Here is a 17,196-nt window from a genome sequence, read left to right on the forward strand (position 1 = left end):
CATGGCTACGGAAGAGCCGAGCTCCCTGCGTCTGGCCGGTACCCTGGCGGTGGCCGGCCTGCTCTCCGGGTTGATCCTGGTGGGCGTGTTCATCGTCACCGAGCCGATCATCCAGCAGAACCATGCGGACGCCCTGCAGCGCGCCATCTACAAGGTGCTCCCCGGCACCAAGAAGATCGAGGCGTTCAAGCTCTCGGGCGACAAGATCGTGCCCTACGAGGGGAAGCCCGGCGCGCCGACCAAGGAAACGCTCGTCTACAAGGGCTTGGACGACTCGGGCGCGTCGGTAGGGTGGGCGGTGCCGGCTTCGGGCTCGGGCTTCCAAGACACCATCGCGTTGATCTACGGCTTCGATCCCAAGAAGAAGGCCATCATCGGCATGGAGATCCTGGACAGCCGGGAGACGCCGGGCCTCGGCGACAAGATCGGATACGACGAGCACTTCCGGGCGAACTTCAAGGCGCTCGAGGTGGAGCCCAAGATAGAGCTCGTGAAGCGCGGGGAGAAGACCGCGCCCAATCAGGTGGACGCCATCACTGGGGCCACGATCTCGTCCCGCGCCGTGGTCGGCATCCTGCAGAGCAGCACCAAAGAGTGGGTACCCCGCCTGGGTGACGAGCCGGCGAAGACCGCCGCCGCAGGCAAGGGACGGTGACCATGGCGAGCGAAGAAAAGCAGGCGTGGCCCGAGCTCACCAAGGGCCTGTGGCGAGAAAACCCGGTGTTCATCGCGGTGCTGGGCTTGTGCCCGAGCATGGCGGTGACGAACTCCCTGAAGAACGGCCTGGTGATGGGCATCGCCACCACCTTCGTGCTGTTCGGTTCGAGCAGCTTGGTGAGCGCGCTGCGCAAGGTGATCCCCAAGCAGGTCCGGATCTCGGCCTACATCATCATCATTGCCACCTTCGTGACCTGCGTGGACTTCGTACTGGCAGCGGCCATGCCGGAGGCGCACAAGCAGCTCGGCGCCTTCATCGCGCTCATCGTGGTCAACTGCGTGATCCTCGGTCGCGCGGAAGCCTTCGCGGCGAAGAACAGCGTAGGGCTGGCGATGGCGGACGCGCTCGGGATGTCTGGTGGGTTCACGCTGGCGCTGGCGATGATCGGCGGCATCCGCGAGATCCTCGGCAGCGGGTCGCTGCTCGGCTTCCCGATCATGGGGGAGCACTTCGAGCCCTGGGCCATCATGGTGTTGCCCCCCGGCGGCTTTCTGACCCTGGGTGTCTTGCTCACGACCTTCGCGTGGGTGAAGAAGCGCCGCGCGCAGCGGGCAGCGCCGGCGGCCGAGCGCATCGAAGGCGAGGTGGCGTGATGGGAAATCTCGCGGAGCTCGCCTTCATCTTCGCGTCCGCCAGCGTGATCAACAACTTCACGCTCGCGTATTTCCTGGGTCTGTGCCCGTTCATGGGCGTGACCAGCCGCCTGGACACGGCCCTCCGGCTGGGGCTGGCCAACATCTTCGTGCTGCTCATCACCTCCTTCGCGGCGTGGGTGCTGAATAGCTTCGTGCTGGTCCACGCGCCGTACCTGCGGCTGATCAGCTTCATCGTGGTCATCGCGAGCACGGTGCAGTTCGTGGAGATGGCCATCAAGAAGCTGAGCCCGGCGCTGTTTCGCGCCCTCGGGATCTTCCTGCCGCTGATCACCACCAACTGCGCCATCTTGGGCCTGGCTCTGTTCCAGACCAACCGGGGCTACGGGCTGGTGGAGGGTCTGGTGTACGCCTTCGGTGCCGGCGTGGGGCTCACCCTCGCGCTGGTGATCATGGCCGGCATTCGCGAGGAAGCCGACGTGAACGGCGTGCCGGATCTGGTGCGCGGTACGGCGATGAGCTTTTTCATCGCTGGCATCTTGAGCATGGCCTTCATGGGCTTCGCAGGGCTGTTTTCCAATGCGTGAGGAGAAGTCATGACCGAAGCGATTGCGGTCGTTGCCCTGGCGCTGATGTGCGGCGTATGGGTGTTGGTGCAGCGCACCGCGCAGAAAGAGGGTTGCGGCGGGGACGGCCGTTGCGGAGCATGCGGTGGTGGCGGCAGCTGTTCGCGGTCGCACGAGGGGCATTGATGGCGCGATTCAATTCAGAAGAAGTCCTCCGCTTCGCCGTCAACATCGAGAAGAACGGTGAGCGGTTCTACCGGCGCGCGGCGGAGCAGATGAAGGACCCGCGAGCGAGGGAGCTGTTCTCTTTTTTGGCGCGGGAAGAGGTCGGGCACGAGCAGCTCTTTTCGAGACTGCTCACCAAGCTCGGTCCGCTGGACGTCGACGTGCGCCACAGTGAGGAGTACCTCGCCTATCTCGAGGCCTACGTGGACAACGTGGTGTTCTCCCACGACAAGGCGGAAGCCGCGCTGGACGGCGTGATCGACGAAGCCACCGCGCTAGGCTTTGCCATGCAGCGGGAGCAGGACTCGATCCTGTTCTACATGGAGCTCCGGGACATGGTGCCGGAGGACGAGCGCCCCGCCATCGAAGCGGTGATCGACGAGGAACGCAGCCACTACCGAAAGCTCGCGGAGCTCGCCAAGCAGAGGGTGGCACCGGAGGCGGGGGGGGCGTGAAGCTGTCGCGTCTCGAAGCGTACCTCGAGGCGCTGCCCAACGGGTTATCGTCCTACCCGACGTACACGCAGAAGGCGGCCGTCTATCGCCAGCTCGTCGGCAACCTGCCGCGTCTGCCTGCGCTCGACGCCCTGCCGGCGGAGCTCCGGGCACTGGTGAACGAGCCGCTCCCCGTGAGCGGATGGCTGACGGAGGCGCGCGCCAACGCCCTGTATTTGGCGCTGGCGGACGTGCGTGGCGTGAGCGACGCGCAGTTCGTCGACGAGTTCTACTCGGTGAACCGCGGCGTGTTGTCGAGCCCACTCTACAGCGTGCTGTTCCTGGTGCTCTCTCCCCAACGCTTGGTGCGCGGCGCCGCCACACGCTGGGGCAGCTTTCACCGCGGCATACGGCTGTCGATCAAGGCACAGCCGAAACAGACCACGGTGCGCATGGAGTACCCCGCCGAGCTCTTGCCGGAGATCCTCGCCCGCGCCTACGTGACGGCGTTCCAGGCAGCCGTGGAGCTGGCCGGCGGCAAGCACGTGAGCTTCAACGTGGCGGAGTACACGCCCGCGCATACCGTGTTCGACGGCAGCTGGGACTGAGAGCACCTCAAGGGGGCGACTTCCTCTGCACCGCCGCCGCCGCGTCCTTCAAGAGGTCGCCGTCGCGCAGGCAGGGCCAGCAGTCGTCGACCTTCTTCTCGCCGCAGCCGCGCTTGTTGAAGAAGCGGATCATGGGAACGATGGCTCGGCGGTCGCCGACCAGCTTGGCGCGCTCCAGTACCTTGGGCGCGTCCTCGCACTTCTCGACCTTGCGGAGCTCGAGGGTCACGGACAGGGGGCGCGAAGCCTTCTTGTACACGTCCTTCGAGTACAAGAGCTCTTCCGCCAGGTCCGCCATGTCCCCCTTCTTCAGGCTGGTGAGGGTGGAGTACAGGAGGTCCGGCCCCGTGGGACCCTTCATTTTCGCGTAGGCGAGCAGCAGGTCCGGCGCCACCTCTTCGTCCTTGCTGAGCTCCTTCAGCCGCGCCGCCACGTCCTTGTCTTCCTTGGCGAGCTTAGGAACCAGCTCGATCTTGCGCGCCAGCTCGTCAATCTCTTTGCGCTTCTCGTTGGCCCGCACATGGACGAGCGCCACGGCCTCGTCGGAGGTTCGCTCGCTCACGGCCATGCCGCGGAGCTTCTTGATCGCGTCCGCGTTTCCCGCGACGGCGCGCTCCGAAAGCGGCTGCTCCTTCTTCTTGACGCCGCCGTCCACAGCGGCGCTGGCCGATGGTGCCGCCTCGGCGCTGGCCGCGGGGGCCGCCTTGGCTCGTTTGCTCTTGCCATCACCGCTCATGCTCGCCGCCGTGACGATCGCCGCCAGCAGGCCGCCCGCGACGAACGCGGCGACACCGGTGATGATGAGCGGGCCTTTCTTCGACTTGGGACGAAACGCGAGCTCGTCGACTTCCTGAGTCACGACGACGAGCTTGTCGCTTCGCTCCAAAGTTCGCAACAGTGTTGGCGACGATCGACGGGGATCGCGCCGGACCAACAAACAAATGATCCGGCTTCTCTTGTTGAATCGCCGCGGAACCTCACGCCCAGGCGCTGGTGCCCACGTTGATTTCCGGCATGGTCGGCCGTCGCGGTCGGTCGGGCAGCACGTAGAAAAGCCAATACACGGGGAACGCGAGCACACCGACGAACACGAAAGCGGCGATCCACAGCGCGATGAAGGCCGTGGTGGCGCCCGGCAAACGCGCCGCGTGGATGGAAAACGGGATGGCGAGGAGCAGCTCCAGCAGAGCAATGCCAATCATCGCGAACGCGAGGCCGAGCCATTCTGCGGTGGAAAACGCCGAGCCGAACAGGGTGGGGAAGGGATTGCCGCTCAGGTGCCCGGTGCTGGAAAGCTCGATGGTGATGACACGATAGACCGCGAAAACGGCGATGCCGACGATCGCCAGCAGCGGCAACAGCGCACCAACGGCGAGGGCGAGCTTCGAGCCCCGACTCATGTGCCATGTACGTGGATGTGTGCCTCGTGCTTCCCCCAGGCGTCCAAGTGTCGGCAATTCTGAGCATTTGTGCGCCGTCGCCGGTGGCGGTATGACACCTACATGAGGCTATCGCGAGCGTTGGGGTCGATCATCAGCGTTTCATTGCTCGTGGCCTGCGGCGGATCGCCGCCGCCGCCTGCGGCGCCACCAGAGCCCGCTCCGGTGAAGAAGCCCGAGCCCCCGCCGCCGCCTCCGGAGCCGGAGCCGAGTGCGGAGCCCGAGCCCGAAGCGCCGCCTCCGGAGCCAGCCGCACCGGAGAAGCCGAAGTCGACGGCGACCATCGGCGGCACCAGCTTGAGCGACGTCAGCGCCGAAGCGGTGATCGCCGAGGTGCAGAAGTTGAAGTGGGCGCCGGAGAAGGTCGCCGTGAGCGGCGGTACCGTCGGCAAGTACGAGAACATCCGCTTCGGGATCACCGACGGCAAGCAGAGTGGGTACATCGAGATCGTGCGTCCGGCGAAGGACCCGACGGGCAGCACGGCCAGCATGATGCCGCCCAAGGATCAGAAGGCCATGAAGGAGAGCTCCGGCGCGGCCACCTATCTGGATCCCGACGGCGACGTGATCGTGATCGTGATGGTGGACGGCGGAAAGACCGCCGTCGCCAAGAAGCTGCTCGACAAGCTCGTCCAGAAGTGACCGCCGACGTGCGGGGCGCCCGTGCTATGTTGCGCGCCCCGTGGCCGGCCCCAGCGTAACTCCGCCCCTGGACGTTCGGCGTTCTGCCGGCGTCGCCGCCACACGCAGGAGCGTCGCGGGCGTGCGCCCGCGTACGCCCCAGGACGACGAGCTGGATTACGCGGCGGTGGGCCTGATTTCCGGCCTCGAGGTGCACCAGCAGCTGCTCACGGAGCGCAAGCTCTTCTGCAACTGCCCCGCCGGTCGCTACACCCGTACGCACGATGGCACCGTGCTCCGGCACATGCGCCCCACGCTCTCCGAGCTCGGCGTGTACGACGGCACCGCGCTGATGGAGTTCAAGACGCGGAAGCAGATCATCTATCTGCTGAACGCCGAGAACACCTGCACCTACGAGATGGACGACACGCCGCCCTTTCTCGTGAGCCAGCCGGCGCTCGACATCGCCATCGAGCAATGTCTCATGCTCGGCTGCGACATCGTGGACGAAGTGCACGTCGCTCGGAAGCAGTACCTCGACGGCTCCATCCCGACGGGATTTCAGCGCACGGCCATCGTGGGCGTGAACGGCAAGCTGCCGTTTCGCGGGCGCGAGATCCGCGTCACGCAGGTGAGCGTGGAGGAAGACTCCTGTAGGGAGGTGACGGACCGCGGGCATCTCATCGTGTGGCGGACGGATCGCCTGGGCATGCCGCTGATCGAGACCGTGACGGCGCCGGATCTGCGTACGCCGGACGAAGTGGAGGAGGCGATCCTGCTGGTGGGCCGCGTGTGTCGCTCCACGGGGCACGTGCGCGTGGGCATGGGAGCCAGCCGTCAGGACGTGAACGTGAGCGTGCGGGGCGGCCGGCGCATCGAGATCAAGGGTGTGCCCCAGGCGGGGTGGGCGCCCGCGCTGGTGCACGGCGAGGCCGTGCGGCAGGTGAACTTGCTGCGGCTCCAGCAGGAGCTCGCCCGCCGCGGCTTTTCCACGCCGGAGAGCATCACGACGGAAACGGCGGACGTCACCGAGCTGTTCGCGCACTCGCCGGCGCCGTATCTCACGCGGGAGGGCTTTGGCGCCTGGTGCGAGGTCGAAAACCGCCGTCTGGGGCTGGAGCTCGGAGAAGGCGGCTTCTCGGTGCTGGCGGTGAAGCTCGTGGGCCTCGCCGGTACGCTGAATTTCCCGACACAGCCGGCGCGGACCTTCGCCAACGAGCTCGCCGGGCGCGTGCGGGTGATCGCGGGGCTCGATCAGCTGCCCATCCTGGTGCACTCGGAGGATTGGCCGTCCACCCTCGCGGAGCTCCAGGCCGTACGTGCGCGCCTCCAAGCGGGGGAGAACGATGCCGTGGTCATCGTGTGGGGGCCGACGCGAGACACCTTTACGGCGGCGGAAGAGATCCGTATCCGTTACGCCGAGGCGACGGACGGCGTGCCGAACGAAACGCGGCAGCCCTTCGAGGATGGCAGCACGGACTTCGAGCGCATCTTGCCGGGGCCGGATCGCATGTATCCGGACACCGACTCGCCGCCCACGCGGCTCACGCGGGAGCGCATACATGGGCTCCAAACCAAGCTGCCGCCGCGGCCGTGGGAGCGCGAAGCTCGTTACGCCGCCGCGGGCGTACCGGAGCCCACGCGCCACTACTTGATTCGCCGGGGTGGCGCGCGGCTCGTGGACCGCGCGGCGGACGAGTGGGGAGCGGAGCTCCGCTTCGCGTGTTTTCTCGTCGGTGAGCGCCTGCGCGGGCTGACCCGAGCCCGCGTGCCGGTGGCCGGCATAGACGACGCGACGTGGGCCGAGTTCTTCCGCGCCGTGAAGGAGCGGCCCGTGCTCGCGCAGGCGTGGGAGCGCGTGGTGCGGGCGATGGCGGCGGGGCGCAAGGTGTCGGATGTGCTCGCGGAGCTCGGAGCGCCGCCGGCCGATCTGCGCGCGGAGCTTTCGTCGCGCGTCGAGCAGGCTCGGTGCGAAGCCTACGACGACGATCCCGGGCGCGTGTTTCGCTACGCTCTCAAACGCGTGATGCCGGAGTATCGCGGCCGTGTGGAGGCCTCGCGGGTGGTCGCGGAAGTCCGGACCTTGCTGGAGGGCGCATGAGCGACGATCCGCTGAAGGGCTACAAGGGGCGCGCGCGGGCGAAGCTCGGCGAGTGGGGCGTCCGGGTGTGGAGCGACGTGGTCGCCAAGAACGACGCGGGGAGCGAGTTCGAAGGCGTGATCCTTCCGCGCAGCGAGACGCTGGACGACGAGCACATCGTGATCAAGCTCCGCACCGGTTACAACGTGGGGCTGCACATCGATCGCATCCGTGAGGTGCGCGAGGTCGGCTACAAAGAGGCCGTGTACAAGATCCCCGAGCGCGCCTTTCCATCGCGCCCGGATCTGCCGAAGGTCACGCTGCTGGGCACCGGCGGCACTATCGCCTCCCGGCTGGATTACCGCACCGGCGCGGTGATCCCCGCCTTCACTCCGGGAGAGCTGTACGGTGCCGTGCCGGAGCTGGCGGACATCGCGAACCTCACCACCAAGAAGCTCTTCGGCGTGTTCTCCGAGAACATGGGCAAGGAGCAGTACCTGGTGTTGGCGCGCTCCATCGGCGAAGAAATCGAAGCCGGCGCCGACGGCATCGTGGTGGGGCACGGGACCGACACCATGGGGCACACCGCGGCGGTGCTGTCGTTCATGGTGCAGGACTCGCCCGTGCCCATCGTGCTGGTCGGATCGCAGCGGTCCAGCGATCGCCCCTCCAGCGACGCCGCGCTGAACCTGATCCATGCGGTGCGCACCGCCGGCACCGGCAACATCGCCGAGGTGCAGATCTGCATGTTCGGCCCCACCTCCGACCGCTACGCGCTGCTCCACCGTGGCACTCGCTGTCGCAAGATGCACTCGAGCTACCGCAGCACCTTCCGCACCCTCGGGGACGTGCCGCTGGCCATGGTGGGCGAGGACATCACCTACGTCACCGATCGCTACTTGCCGCGGGACCCGGAGCGCAAAGTGCGCGTGACCGCGAGCTACGAAGATCGCACGACCATCCTCTACTACTACCCCGGCATGAAGCCGGACGTGGTGGACGGGCTGGTTGCCGCCGGCTATCGCGGCATCGTGATCGCGGGCACCGGTCTCGGTCACGTGAACAAGCCGCTGTTCCCTGCCCTCGAGCGTGCGCGCAAGGCCGGCGTGCACGTGGTGATGACCGTGCAAACGCTGTGGGGCTACGCGCAGATGTACGTGTACGACACCGGGCGAGACTTGCTCGAGCTCGGCGTCGTGCCGCTCGACAACATGCTGCCGGAAACCGCGCTCATGAAGCTCTCCTGGGTGCTCGGCCAGACGGACGATCACGACGAGGTGCTACGCCAGATGCGCACGCCCATCGCCCACGAGACCACGCCGCGGGAGCCGCACAACGGCTATCTCATCCTTCAGGGCGGGTTGCCCGAGACGGAGGATTTCATCTCCGGCCACTGGAAATAGCCGGCTTCTCTTGTTGGCCCGCCGCGGAACCACGCGTCCCGCGGTGAGAGCAGAGGGCAGGGGACTGAGGGTGGAGGGGGTGAGGTGCGCGGAAATCGGTTGGTATGTAAAGTAGTTTGGCGCGCAAGGGGGCAGAGGGCAGGGGGCAGAGGGCTGAGCGTGGAGGGGGTGAGGTGCGCGGAAATCGGTTGATATGTAAAGTAATTTGACGCCGCGGGAGCAGGGGGAAGTGCGGATGTGGTGGGGGCGAGCGTTGAGAGTGACGCGGGCCGGAAGGGGACGGCGTGCTTCGACCCGGAAGGGGACGGGGTGCTTCGACCCGGAAGGGGACGGGGTGCTTCGGGGACGGGGTGCTTCGACGCGGGCCGGCAGGGGACGGGGTGCTTCGACGCGGGTCGGAAGGGGACGGCGTGCTTCGACGCGGGGCTGGAAGGCGAGAGGGCTCCTGCTCGGGAGCTTGATCGTAGCTGCGTCCTCGCCTGCCTCAAGGCCAAGCCGGGCTGCGCCCGGTGCGCGGGCGCTGCGCGCCGCGCAGCCTTGACCCAGGCTGCGGGCGCCAGCGGGGGGTGGAGGAGTGCTTCGAGCAACAAGCGAAGCAGAAGGAGCAAAGGACCATGTTGAGGATCTACTCGTTCGTGCTGGAGTTGGTGGCCAGGTTGCGCACGCTCATCGGGGTCATCGAACGCAAGGATCGGGACCTTGGGCGGCAGCTCCGGCGGTGCACCGCAAGCGTCGGGCTCAACCTGGCGGAGGGTCAGTACAGTCGAGGCAAGAACCGAGCGGCGCGCTATCACAACGCGCTCGGCTCCGCGCGGGAGATGGTCGCCTGCTTCGAAATGGCCGCGCCCTCGGCTACATTCCTCCCGTCTCGGCCGAGCTCGAGGCAGACTTCAACCGCGTCATCGGTACGCTCGTGCGGCTCGTCGAACGCGCCAGCTAGGGTGGCCGGCGCGCGGTGCGTCACGGTGGACACGAGTCCTCGCGCATCCCATCGCGGCCACAAGAGTGAGCAAGGGGCAAGGGAACTGCAAGCCACGAGGTCGCGACGTCGTCCGGGGGTTGTGGCGCGGCGAAATTCGTTCGGGTTCGAACGGATTTCCGCGACCGGGAGACCGTGTGATTGGCGGGGGTGTGGGGGCGGCGAGAGCGGGTGCGGGGCCATGCGGGAGGCGGAGCTCCGGGCCATCCGGGAGGCGGAGCTCCGGGCAATGCGGGAGGCGGAGCTCCGGGCAATGCGGGAGGCGGAGCTCCGGGCGCTGCGCGAGGCGGAGCTCCGGGCGATGCGCGACTGGATGCACGACCCAGGGCGGGCGCGGGGCTCAGGGCCGAGCGATGTTGGGTTTGGCGTGGTTCTGCGCGAAGTCCCACTCGTCGGCGAGAACTGCGTAGGCGAGATTGTCGTGGTAGCCCAGTGGCTCGGTGTAGCGATCCGCGCGGTAGCGGCCCTCGAGACGCAGGCCGAGGCGCTCGCAGACGCGGCGTGAGCCGGTGTTCGCTTCGGCGCACTGGATCACGATGCGACGGAAGCCCCAGCCACCGTCCGCGGCGCTGCGGAGCCCAGAGCTGATCAGGGCACCCATGGCGCGAGTGCAAATGCCGGAACGCTGGCGGTCGCCGCGCACCCAGTAGCCAATTTCCGCGTCGCGCCACTCGGGGTGGATGCGGTGGAAGCCCGTGCCACCGAGCTGCTCGCCGCTCTTCGCGTCGAAGATCCCCATCGGAAAATCGAGGCAATCCGGCTTCTCGACGCCGCGCCGCATGCGCTCGACGTAGAAGATGCTGTGATCGACGTGCAGGTGGTCCGTGGTCACCCAGACCATCCACGGCAACAGGGCGTCGCGGTTGGCCGAAACTGCCGCGAACAGACGTGGGCCATCGCCCTCGCGGTACAGCCGCACTTCGAGCCCATCCACGACCACGGGCCCAGGGCGCGGATCCGGCGCCTGCCACGGGGTCGGTTCCCGGAGCTTTCCCAGCCACTTGTCGCTCATGGCGAAGACTCTACATGAGGCACGAGGTTCCGCGCCGCACCAACAATCCATCGGAGAAGGTCCTCCCAGGTCGCGGCGTCGCGTGGAGCTGGGGGCGCGGGTCGCTGGAGGACGACGTTGCGGCCTGCCTGTGTCGGGCTCAGTCCGCGAGCTTGTCGATGGTGCGGCGGTAGGCCGCGAACACGGGCTCGCGGCGGACGTGGCGGCCGTCTTCCACGCACCACTGGCCGGCGACCATCACGCGCTGGATCGCGGGGCGATTGCTGGCGAAGACGTAGGCATCCAGCAGGGCATCGAGGGGGCGGCCGACGAGGGCGGGGTGCTCCGGATCCAAGACCACGATGTTGGCGCGATGGCCCGGGCTCACGGCGCCGAGGCCGCCACCGAGGGCGCGAGCGCCGCCGGCCAGCGCTTGGCGGTACAGGCGTGTGCCCGTGGACGGCACCACGCTGCTGGCGAGGGCATTCCGGCGCCAGTGGCTCAGGCGTTGCACGTACTCGAGCCAGCGCAGCTCTTCCACGACGCTGACCGATACGTGGCTGTCGCTGCCGATGCCGAAGTGGCCGTCCCGCGCCAAGAGCTCCGCCACGTGCGGGATGCCGTCACCCAGGTTCGCCTCGGTGGTGGGGCACAGTCCGGCCACGGCACCGCTCAGCGCGAGGGCGTGCGTCTCTTCAACCGTGGTGTGGGTCGCGTGCACCAGGCACCAACGCTCGTTCACGTCCGCGTGGCTCAGGAGCCACTCGATGGGGCGCGCGCCCCGGGCGGCGATGTGCTCGTCGACCTCTTTCACCTGCTCGGCGACGTGCATGTGGATGGGTCCCGGGGCGGCGGCGACGCACTCCGCGAGCAGCTCCGGCGGCACGGCGCGCAGGCTGTGGGGCGCGACGCCCACCCGCAGGCCCTCCGCTTGGAGCTCTTCCACGATGCGCAAGAAGCCGTCGAGGTCGTTCGCGAAGCGGCGCTGTGCGTGCTCCGCGGGAGCGCCGTCAAAGCCGCGGGTGGCGTACAGCACCGGCAAGAGCACGAGATCCATGCCCGTGCTGCGCGCGGCTTCTGCGACGCGGAGGCCGAGCTCGGCGCGCCGGGCATAAGGGGAGCCGTCGCGATCGTGGTGCAGGTAGTGGAACTCCCCGACGCTGGTGTACCCCGCCTCCAGCATCTCCACGTACAGCTGTGCCGCGATGGCCTGGACGTCCTCGGGCTCCAGGCGATCCACGAAGCGGTACATCGCGTCCCGCCACGACCAGAAGCTGTCGCCCCCCTGGGTGGCGTGCTCCGAAAGGCCGGCCATGGCGCGCTGGAACGCGTGAGAGTGCAGGTTCGGCATGCCCGGCAGGGCGTAGCCGTGGATCAGCTCCGCGGGACCCGGCGTGGGCTCCGCCACGCTGCCGTCCTCCGCCACGCACACCAGCGCGTCGCGCTCCCAATCGGCGCCGGTCCACAGCCGCTCGAAGCGGTAACGCTTCACTGCTCTTTGGCCCAGCGAAGGCATTCTTCGAGCAGCGCACGCAGGGTGACGCGCAGGTCCCGGGCCAGGGGCTCGTCGAAGGTGTAGGGCGGACGCTCGTCCATGTAATTCTTCTGCGCGAGCTCGAGCTGGAGCGTGTGCACGCCCTTTTGCGGCGCGGCGTAGTGGCGCGTGATGTAGCCACCCTTGAAGCGCCCGTCGGCCACGGCGCTGTAGCCCTGGGCCGCCTGCAACACCGCGAAGGCCCGCTCGCGCAGGTTCGCGTCGCAGCTCTTGCCGGCGTCCGTACCCAGATTCAGATCCGGAAGCCGGCCTTCGAAGAAGCGCGGCACGTGAGAGCGAATGCTATGGGCGTCGAACAGCACCGCGACGCCGTGCTGCTGCACGGTGTCGGCGATCACCTGCTCGAGCTTCGCGTGATAGGGCAGAAAGTAGCGCTCGATGCGCTCGGCCACTTCCTGCTTCGAGGGCACGGCGTCGTTCTGGTAGATGGCGCGGCGGTCGAAGGTGGTGAGCGGACAGATTTCGGTGGTGTCCGCCCCGGGGTACAGGCTCTGGCCGCTGGGGTCGCGATTGAGATCCACCACGTAGCGCGAGTAGCGGGCCAAGAGCAGGCTGGCGCCGAGGTCGCGGGCGAAGTCGTAGAGCCGCGCCACGTGCCAGTCCGTGTCCGGCAGGTTCAGGGCCTCCGGCGTCATGCGCTCGGCGATCTCCGGGGGCAGCGCCAGGCCGTCGTGGGGGCAGCTCACGATCAGCGGCGAGCTGCCTTCGGTGAAATGAAACGGTTCCACTCAGTATCTCATGCTCATCGGCTCCGGCTGGGAGCGCACCATGGGAACGTATTTCGGATCCCATACCACCCGACGCACGGTGTCCTCTACGTCCTCCGGGTGAATGCGCCGGCCGAGGTTGTTCTCGCTGGCGTAGCGCACCACCGCGCACGCGATCTGGAACGAGACCCGACGCAGATCGCTCTGGTGCGGGTAGATCGCGCCCTGGTCCAAGCGCTCTTGGCTGACGGCGTTGGCCAGCGTGGCGGAGGCGATGTGGAACATCTCCGTGGTGATCTCCCGGGCTTCCGCCACAGCGGCTCCCAGGCCCACGCCCGGAAAGATGAAGACGTTGTTGGCCTGGCCGATCACGTGTCGCTGGCCATCGTGCTCCACGTCCGCAAACGGGCTCCCGGTGGCCACGATGGCGCGACCGCCGGACCAGCGAATGGCCTGTTCCGGTGTGCACTCCGAGCGGCTCGTGGGGTTGCTCAATGGCAGCACGATGGGTCGCTTCACGTGGCTGGCCATGGTGCTGATCATCTCTTCCGTGAAGGTGTTGGCCCGCGCCGTGGCGCCCACCAAGATCGTCGGCTTCACCGCGGCGATCACTTGTTCCGGCGTCGGGTTTCCGGACAGCCCGTACTCCGCCATGATCTCCCGCGGTAGGGCCAGCTCGCGTTTGTGCGGCTCGTCCATTTCGCGGCCGTCGTGCAGGAGCCCGCGGCTGTCCAACGCCAGGATCGAGCGTCGGATGGTCTTCTCGTCGGCGCCGTCTGCCCGCATTGCGATGGCGCACAGTCGCGCGATGCCCGTGCACGCCGCGCCGGCGCCCACGAACACGATGCGCTGCTCGCTCATGCGCTGCCCGGTGATGCGCAGGCCGGCCAGAATGCCGGCCACGCTCACGCTGGCGGTGCCCTGGATGTCGTCGTTGAACGACGGAATCCTGCGCCGATAGCGCTCTAGCAGGGTGAAGGCGCGATCCTTGTGGAAGTCCTCCCACTGCAGGATGGCGCGGGGGAACACCTCCCGCACGCCGCGCACGAAGGCTTCGATGAAGTCGTCGTAGTCGCGACCACGCAGGCGCTTCTTCGGGTAGCCGAGATACAGGGGGTCGGACAAGAGCTCCGGGTTGTCCGTGCCCACGTCCAGGCTGATGGGCAGGCACCTGGACGGGTGAATGCCCGCGCCCGCCACGTACAGCGCGAGCTTGCCGATGGGAATGCCCATACCGCCCACGCCCTGATCGCCGAGGCCCAGGATGCGTTCGTTGTCCGTCGCCACGATCAAACGAATGTCGCGGAAGGGCGAGTTCTTGAGCACGTAGGGGATGTCGTCGACGTCATCCGGCGTGAGCCACAGACCGCGCGCCGAGCGATAGATGTGCGAGAACTTCTGGCACGCCTCTCCCACCGTGGGCGTGTACACGATGGGCATCAGCTCCGCGACGTGGTCGACGAGCACGCGGTAGAACAGGACCTCGTTTCGATCCTGCAGGCTAGCGAGGCCGATGTACTGTTCCAGCGGCGTGCTCTTCGCGCGGATCTGACTCACCGCGGCTTCCGCCTGCTCTTCGAGGGAAGTCACGCGGTAGGGCACCATGCCTCGCACCCGCAAGTCGTCGCGCTGTGCGCGCTCGAAGGCGGTGCCTTGGTTGGTGGAGGGGTTGTGCAACAGCCAAACGCCCGCCTTCTTGGTTTCGATGACGCGGGGGCCGGCCAGATCGTCGAGGGAATCGCCCATGATTGTCGAGGCTAACTCAAGGCCCAGCGGCCCTCCAATGCGGCGGAGCGCAGTGCTTGACACCGCGCAGTCGAGCACAAAGCTCTCCTTGGAAATACTCCGAAGAAAGGAGGTGAGGCCCCATGGCACACACGCCATCGCGCAGGCTTCATCGAGTCCGAACGGAAGCCGAAGGATTCGTCGGCGAGCTGGGTCACCTGTTGATCGACGCGGAGATCGCCCTCTCCGAAGCCGCACGTACCGTAGAAGCGGAAACCCACGCCATCGTGAGCAGCGCCCTGACCAGCGCGGCCTCCGCCGGTCGCCGTTGGTCGAAATCCCGCGAAAATCCCACGACCAAAGCCGCTTGATCCCAGGTTTGTTGGTCCGCCGCGGAACCACTATCCTCGTCAGAGTCGGGGATGAAACGGCTGGACCCCATCGCAGTGGTGGAGAAGGGCTACGAGGCGCACGGCGGCGAGCACGCCTGGCTCACGGCCATCGCCAACGAGGTCCTCCCGCACTTGGGAGCGGACTGGTTCGGCGGGCTGGCGTTCGTGGTGCGCGCCAGCGAAGCGCCGGAGCCTCCCTTCGCCGTGGTCACTCCCGCGGCGGCGCAGGTCGACGACGCTCTGCTCGTGCAAATGGTGCTGCGCACCCACGGCGCCATGCCTGAAGACCATCGCGAAGACGTGGGTCGCATGATGCAGACTCCCGGCGTCGCGAGCATCCTCGACATCGTCCCCGCCCTGCCCGCGGGCTTGTCCGAAGGCTGGCCGGTGCAGGTGATGGACTCTCATGGCGTGTTCGTACCTCTCGGGGACGGACGCACTGCCGTGCTCGCCAACGTGTGCGGTCGCCGCTCCGGCATCGACTCGGGGGATCGGACCCTGTGGCATCGCGTCGCCATTCACCTCGGTGCCGGCTGCCGGCTCGCTGGTCGTGCAGCGTCCGCCGACGCCCCGGACGTCGAAGCCGTCCTCGAACCCGGTGGCAAGCTGTTGCACGCGACCCCCGACGCCTCCGACGAATCGGCGCGTGAGGCGCTGGTGCACGCTGTGCGGGAGGTAGATCGCGTTCGTACCGCCGCGGGCCGCGCAGATCCCGACGCGGCGCTGGAGATCTGGCGCGGCTTGCTCGCCGGGCGCTGGTCGTTGGTCGATCACTTCGAGTCGGACGGCCGCCGCTTCGTGCTCGCGCGTAAGAACGACCCCGATGCCCCCGCGCCGCGTGCCCTCAGCGGTCGCCAACGGCAGGTGACGTTCTATGCATCCCTCGGCTGGTCCAACACCGAAATCGCCTACGCCCTCGGCATCGCGGAGAACACCGTGAGCGCACACCTGCACCAGAGCCTGAAGAAGCTCGGCCTCTCCCGCAGCGAGCTGATTCGCTTGGCAGGGGAGATCGTGCGCGTCGCTCCTTCCTGATTCGCAGGATTATGTCCTTCGTCAGGAGCGCATCCATCGGCTCGTCAGTGAGGCGCAGCGGTTTTCGCGTCTGCGCGTCATGCCGTCTTTCACTCGCTTGGAGGTCGTGTGGGCGGAGCAGCGCCTACACGAAGCGGTTCATACCGCGGGTGCCGTCAGACTCCTGCGATTCGGCGTACTGGTACTCCGGATCCAGTAGCTCGTTGATGCGGTCCATCACGACGGCCGTGATCGCTGCGTAGCGCTCGCCGTGCTTGCGGTTCGCCTCGTCGGTGAGGGGCAGGACGTCCTTCGGTACGCGGTAGGGGGAGAGGTCCGGACCGTCTACGGTGAGCGGCTCGCCCACGCGATACACCACGCGCCCGCCCTTGGACGACGGCGAGTTGCCCGGATAGAGCTTGTCGCTGCCGTTGCACCCGATGGGAATGATCGGCGCGTCCAGGTACTGCGTCATCTGCGCCAGCCCGTGGTGCCCGCGCGACAGCCTCTTGGACCGTGTGCCTTGAGGGAAGACCAGAACGTCCAGGTGCAGTTCCTCGACCGCGCGGCGGTTCAAATCGACCACTTCGCGGATCATCTGCTCGAATAGGCGGTTGAAGCCCTCGAGGAAGGGCACCGCGTCCGCGCCGACGAACGCGGCGAGCTCCGCGCTGACGTTCGCCGGCAGCGGCTCCCCCGGCATGCGCTTGCCGTCTACCAGATCGCGCAGCAGCCGGTATTCGTCTTCCCGCGGCGGCCGCCCCACGGCTTTGCGGAACTCGGTGGTGATCACGTATCCGCGCGACGGCGTCGGGATGTTGTTCGTGGAATCCATGAACGCCCCGACGTAGCGATTCTCGTAGTACTTGCCCTTCACCCAGGTCGCGGTGAACGGCAGCCCGGCGCGATACATCGCGTACTGCAACGGCCAGTAGTTGTAGCGATCCGTATGGTTCATGGCGAGGAAGGCGCCGCCGTCGGGCGGAAGGCGCTCCTTGCCTTCGATGACGATTTCGCTCCGTTTGGGAAAACGGTAGTCGAGCGCCAGGCCCAGGTTGGCGACCACGATTTGTCCTTTTGGTCGTGAGCTGAGCTGAATGCGCTGTAGACGCTGAAGATCGAGCAAGTGAGCCTCCCAGCAGGTGT

The 17,196-nt window shown here is 67.3% G+C and carries 18 protein-coding genes; 12 read left to right on the plus strand and 6 right to left on the minus strand.

Annotation, left to right across the window (positions count from 1 at the left end; genetic code table 11):
* Nucleotide 1: 1 nt before the first annotated feature.
* From H6717_25320 to H6717_25345, 6 genes are read left to right on the plus strand one after another with little or no spacing between them, the layout of a single operon-like run.
* Nucleotides 2-655, plus strand: a complete 654-nt coding sequence (locus H6717_25320; GenBank protein ID MCB9580375.1) for an FMN-binding protein — start codon at nucleotides 2-4, stop codon at nucleotides 653-655.
* A 2-nt stretch (nucleotides 656-657) separates the two neighbouring features.
* Nucleotides 658-1,311 (plus strand): electron transport complex subunit E, encoded by a 654-nt coding sequence (locus H6717_25325; protein MCB9580376.1) that lies wholly within the window; start codon nucleotides 658-660, stop codon nucleotides 1,309-1,311.
* Nucleotides 1,311-1,898 (plus strand): electron transport complex subunit RsxA, encoded by a 588-nt coding sequence (locus H6717_25330; GenBank protein ID MCB9580377.1) that lies wholly within the window; start codon nucleotides 1,311-1,313, stop codon nucleotides 1,896-1,898. The genes H6717_25325 and H6717_25330 overlap by 1 nt, the downstream gene beginning before the upstream one ends.
* A gap of 9 nt (nucleotides 1,899-1,907) precedes the next feature.
* Nucleotides 1,908-2,063: a hypothetical protein gene (locus tag H6717_25335; protein MCB9580378.1), complete on the plus strand. Its 156-nt coding sequence runs from the start codon at nucleotides 1,908-1,910 to the stop codon at nucleotides 2,061-2,063.
* Nucleotides 2,063-2,557: a ferritin family protein gene (locus tag H6717_25340; GenBank protein MCB9580379.1), complete on the plus strand. Its 495-nt coding sequence runs from the start codon at nucleotides 2,063-2,065 to the stop codon at nucleotides 2,555-2,557. The genes H6717_25335 and H6717_25340 overlap by 1 nt, the downstream gene beginning before the upstream one ends.
* Nucleotides 2,554-3,144 carry a hypothetical protein gene (locus tag H6717_25345; protein MCB9580380.1) on the plus strand — a complete coding sequence of 197 codons (591 nt, stop codon included), beginning with the start codon at nucleotides 2,554-2,556 and terminating at the stop codon, nucleotides 3,142-3,144. Before H6717_25340 ends, H6717_25345 begins: the two co-directional genes overlap by 4 nt.
* 7 nt (nucleotides 3,145-3,151) lie before the next feature.
* Here H6717_25345 and H6717_25350 read toward each other — a convergent pair whose 3' ends face one another.
* Both H6717_25350 and H6717_25355 read right to left on the minus strand, forming a co-directional pair.
* Nucleotides 3,152-4,003: a hypothetical protein gene (locus H6717_25350; protein MCB9580381.1), complete on the minus strand. Its 852-nt coding sequence runs from the start codon at nucleotides 4,001-4,003 to the stop codon at nucleotides 3,152-3,154.
* A 118-nt stretch (nucleotides 4,004-4,121) separates the two neighbouring features.
* A complete protein-coding gene (locus H6717_25355; protein ID MCB9580382.1) occupies nucleotides 4,122-4,544 on the minus strand; it encodes a hypothetical protein in 423 nt (140 codons plus the stop codon).
* A gap of 102 nt (nucleotides 4,545-4,646) precedes the next feature.
* On the opposite strand from H6717_25355, the gene H6717_25360 reads away from it, so the two are divergent.
* From H6717_25360 to H6717_25375, 4 genes are all read left to right on the plus strand, one after another.
* Nucleotides 4,647-5,225 (plus strand): hypothetical protein, encoded by a 579-nt coding sequence (locus tag H6717_25360; protein ID MCB9580383.1) that lies wholly within the window; start codon nucleotides 4,647-4,649, stop codon nucleotides 5,223-5,225.
* A 40-nt stretch (nucleotides 5,226-5,265) separates the two neighbouring features.
* Nucleotides 5,266-7,305 (plus strand): Glu-tRNA(Gln) amidotransferase subunit GatE, encoded by a 2,040-nt coding sequence (gene gatE / locus H6717_25365; GenBank protein ID MCB9580384.1) that lies wholly within the window; start codon nucleotides 5,266-5,268, stop codon nucleotides 7,303-7,305.
* Complete coding sequence (gene gatD / locus H6717_25370) at nucleotides 7,302-8,687, plus strand: Glu-tRNA(Gln) amidotransferase subunit GatD (protein ID MCB9580385.1); 1,386 nt, start codon at nucleotides 7,302-7,304, stop codon at nucleotides 8,685-8,687. Before gatE ends, gatD begins: the two co-directional genes overlap by 4 nt.
* A gap of 566 nt (nucleotides 8,688-9,253) precedes the next feature.
* Complete coding sequence (locus tag H6717_25375) at nucleotides 9,254-10,171, plus strand: four helix bundle protein (protein ID MCB9580386.1); 918 nt, start codon at nucleotides 9,254-9,256, stop codon at nucleotides 10,169-10,171.
* A gap of 646 nt (nucleotides 10,172-10,817) precedes the next feature.
* Here H6717_25375 and H6717_25380 read toward each other — a convergent pair.
* Genes H6717_25380 through H6717_25390 form a run of 3 tightly spaced genes read right to left on the minus strand, consistent with a single transcriptional unit; the run spans nucleotide 10,818 to nucleotide 14,665 of the window.
* The gene (locus tag H6717_25380) at nucleotides 10,818-12,173 is read right to left on the minus strand and encodes a formimidoylglutamate deiminase (GenBank protein ID MCB9580387.1); all 1,356 of its coding nucleotides are present in this window, start codon (nucleotides 12,171-12,173) and stop codon (nucleotides 10,818-10,820) included.
* Nucleotides 12,146-12,940: an N-formylglutamate deformylase gene (gene hutG / locus H6717_25385; GenBank protein ID MCB9580388.1), complete on the minus strand. Its 795-nt coding sequence runs from the start codon at nucleotides 12,938-12,940 to the stop codon at nucleotides 12,146-12,148. Before hutG ends, H6717_25380 begins: the two co-directional genes overlap by 28 nt.
* Nucleotides 12,941-14,665 (minus strand): NAD-dependent malic enzyme, encoded by a 1,725-nt coding sequence (locus H6717_25390; GenBank protein MCB9580389.1) that lies wholly within the window; start codon nucleotides 14,663-14,665, stop codon nucleotides 12,941-12,943. It abuts the gene before it with no gap.
* A 122-nt stretch (nucleotides 14,666-14,787) separates the two neighbouring features.
* On the opposite strand from H6717_25390, the gene H6717_25395 reads away from it, so the two are divergent.
* Nucleotides 14,788-15,015, plus strand: a complete 228-nt coding sequence (locus H6717_25395; GenBank protein MCB9580390.1) for a hypothetical protein — start codon at nucleotides 14,788-14,790, stop codon at nucleotides 15,013-15,015.
* A 51-nt stretch (nucleotides 15,016-15,066) separates the two neighbouring features.
* Nucleotides 15,067-16,071: a helix-turn-helix transcriptional regulator gene (locus H6717_25400; protein ID MCB9580391.1), complete on the plus strand. Its 1,005-nt coding sequence runs from the start codon at nucleotides 15,067-15,069 to the stop codon at nucleotides 16,069-16,071.
* A gap of 124 nt (nucleotides 16,072-16,195) precedes the next feature.
* Here the strand turns inward: H6717_25400 and H6717_25405 are convergent, their stop codons facing one another.
* Entirely contained in the window at nucleotides 16,196-17,116 is a 921-nt protein-coding gene (locus tag H6717_25405; protein ID MCB9580392.1) for a 1-acyl-sn-glycerol-3-phosphate acyltransferase, read from the minus strand.
* Between the last annotated feature and the right edge of the window lie 80 nt (nucleotides 17,117-17,196).

The organism is Polyangiaceae bacterium, from assembly GCA_020633235.1.
Classification (GTDB): Bacteria; Myxococcota_A; Polyangia; order Polyangiales; family Polyangiaceae; genus JACKEA01.

What these genes read in the sequence shown, in the direction of transcription:
- H6717_25335 (MCB9580378.1), top strand. Translation starts at nt 1,908, where the DNA reads ATGACCGAAGCGATTGCGGTCGTTGCCCTGGCGCTGATGTGCGGCGTA.
- H6717_25360 (MCB9580383.1), top strand. Translation starts at nt 4,647, where the DNA reads ATGAGGCTATCGCGAGCGTTGGGGTCGATCATCAGCGTTTCATTGCTC.
- H6717_25380 (MCB9580387.1), bottom strand. Translation starts at nt 12,173, where the DNA reads ATGCCTTCGCTGGGCCAAAGAGCAGTGAAGCGTTACCGCTTCGAGCGG.
- H6717_25395 (MCB9580390.1), top strand. Translation starts at nt 14,788, where the DNA reads ATGGCACACACGCCATCGCGCAGGCTTCATCGAGTCCGAACGGAAGCC.
- H6717_25325 (MCB9580376.1), top strand. Translation starts at nt 658, where the DNA reads ATGGCGAGCGAAGAAAAGCAGGCGTGGCCCGAGCTCACCAAGGGCCTG.
- H6717_25400 (MCB9580391.1), top strand. Translation starts at nt 15,067, where the DNA reads ATGAAACGGCTGGACCCCATCGCAGTGGTGGAGAAGGGCTACGAGGCG.
- H6717_25340 (MCB9580379.1), top strand. Translation starts at nt 2,063, where the DNA reads ATGGCGCGATTCAATTCAGAAGAAGTCCTCCGCTTCGCCGTCAACATC.
- H6717_25390 (MCB9580389.1), bottom strand. Translation starts at nt 14,665, where the DNA reads ATGGGCGATTCCCTCGACGATCTGGCCGGCCCCCGCGTCATCGAAACC.
- H6717_25355 (MCB9580382.1), bottom strand. Translation starts at nt 4,544, where the DNA reads ATGAGTCGGGGCTCGAAGCTCGCCCTCGCCGTTGGTGCGCTGTTGCCG.
- H6717_25330 (MCB9580377.1), top strand. Translation starts at nt 1,311, where the DNA reads ATGGGAAATCTCGCGGAGCTCGCCTTCATCTTCGCGTCCGCCAGCGTG.
- gatD (MCB9580385.1), top strand. Translation starts at nt 7,302, where the DNA reads ATGAGCGACGATCCGCTGAAGGGCTACAAGGGGCGCGCGCGGGCGAAG.
- H6717_25320 (MCB9580375.1), top strand. Translation starts at nt 2, where the DNA reads ATGGCTACGGAAGAGCCGAGCTCCCTGCGTCTGGCCGGTACCCTGGCG.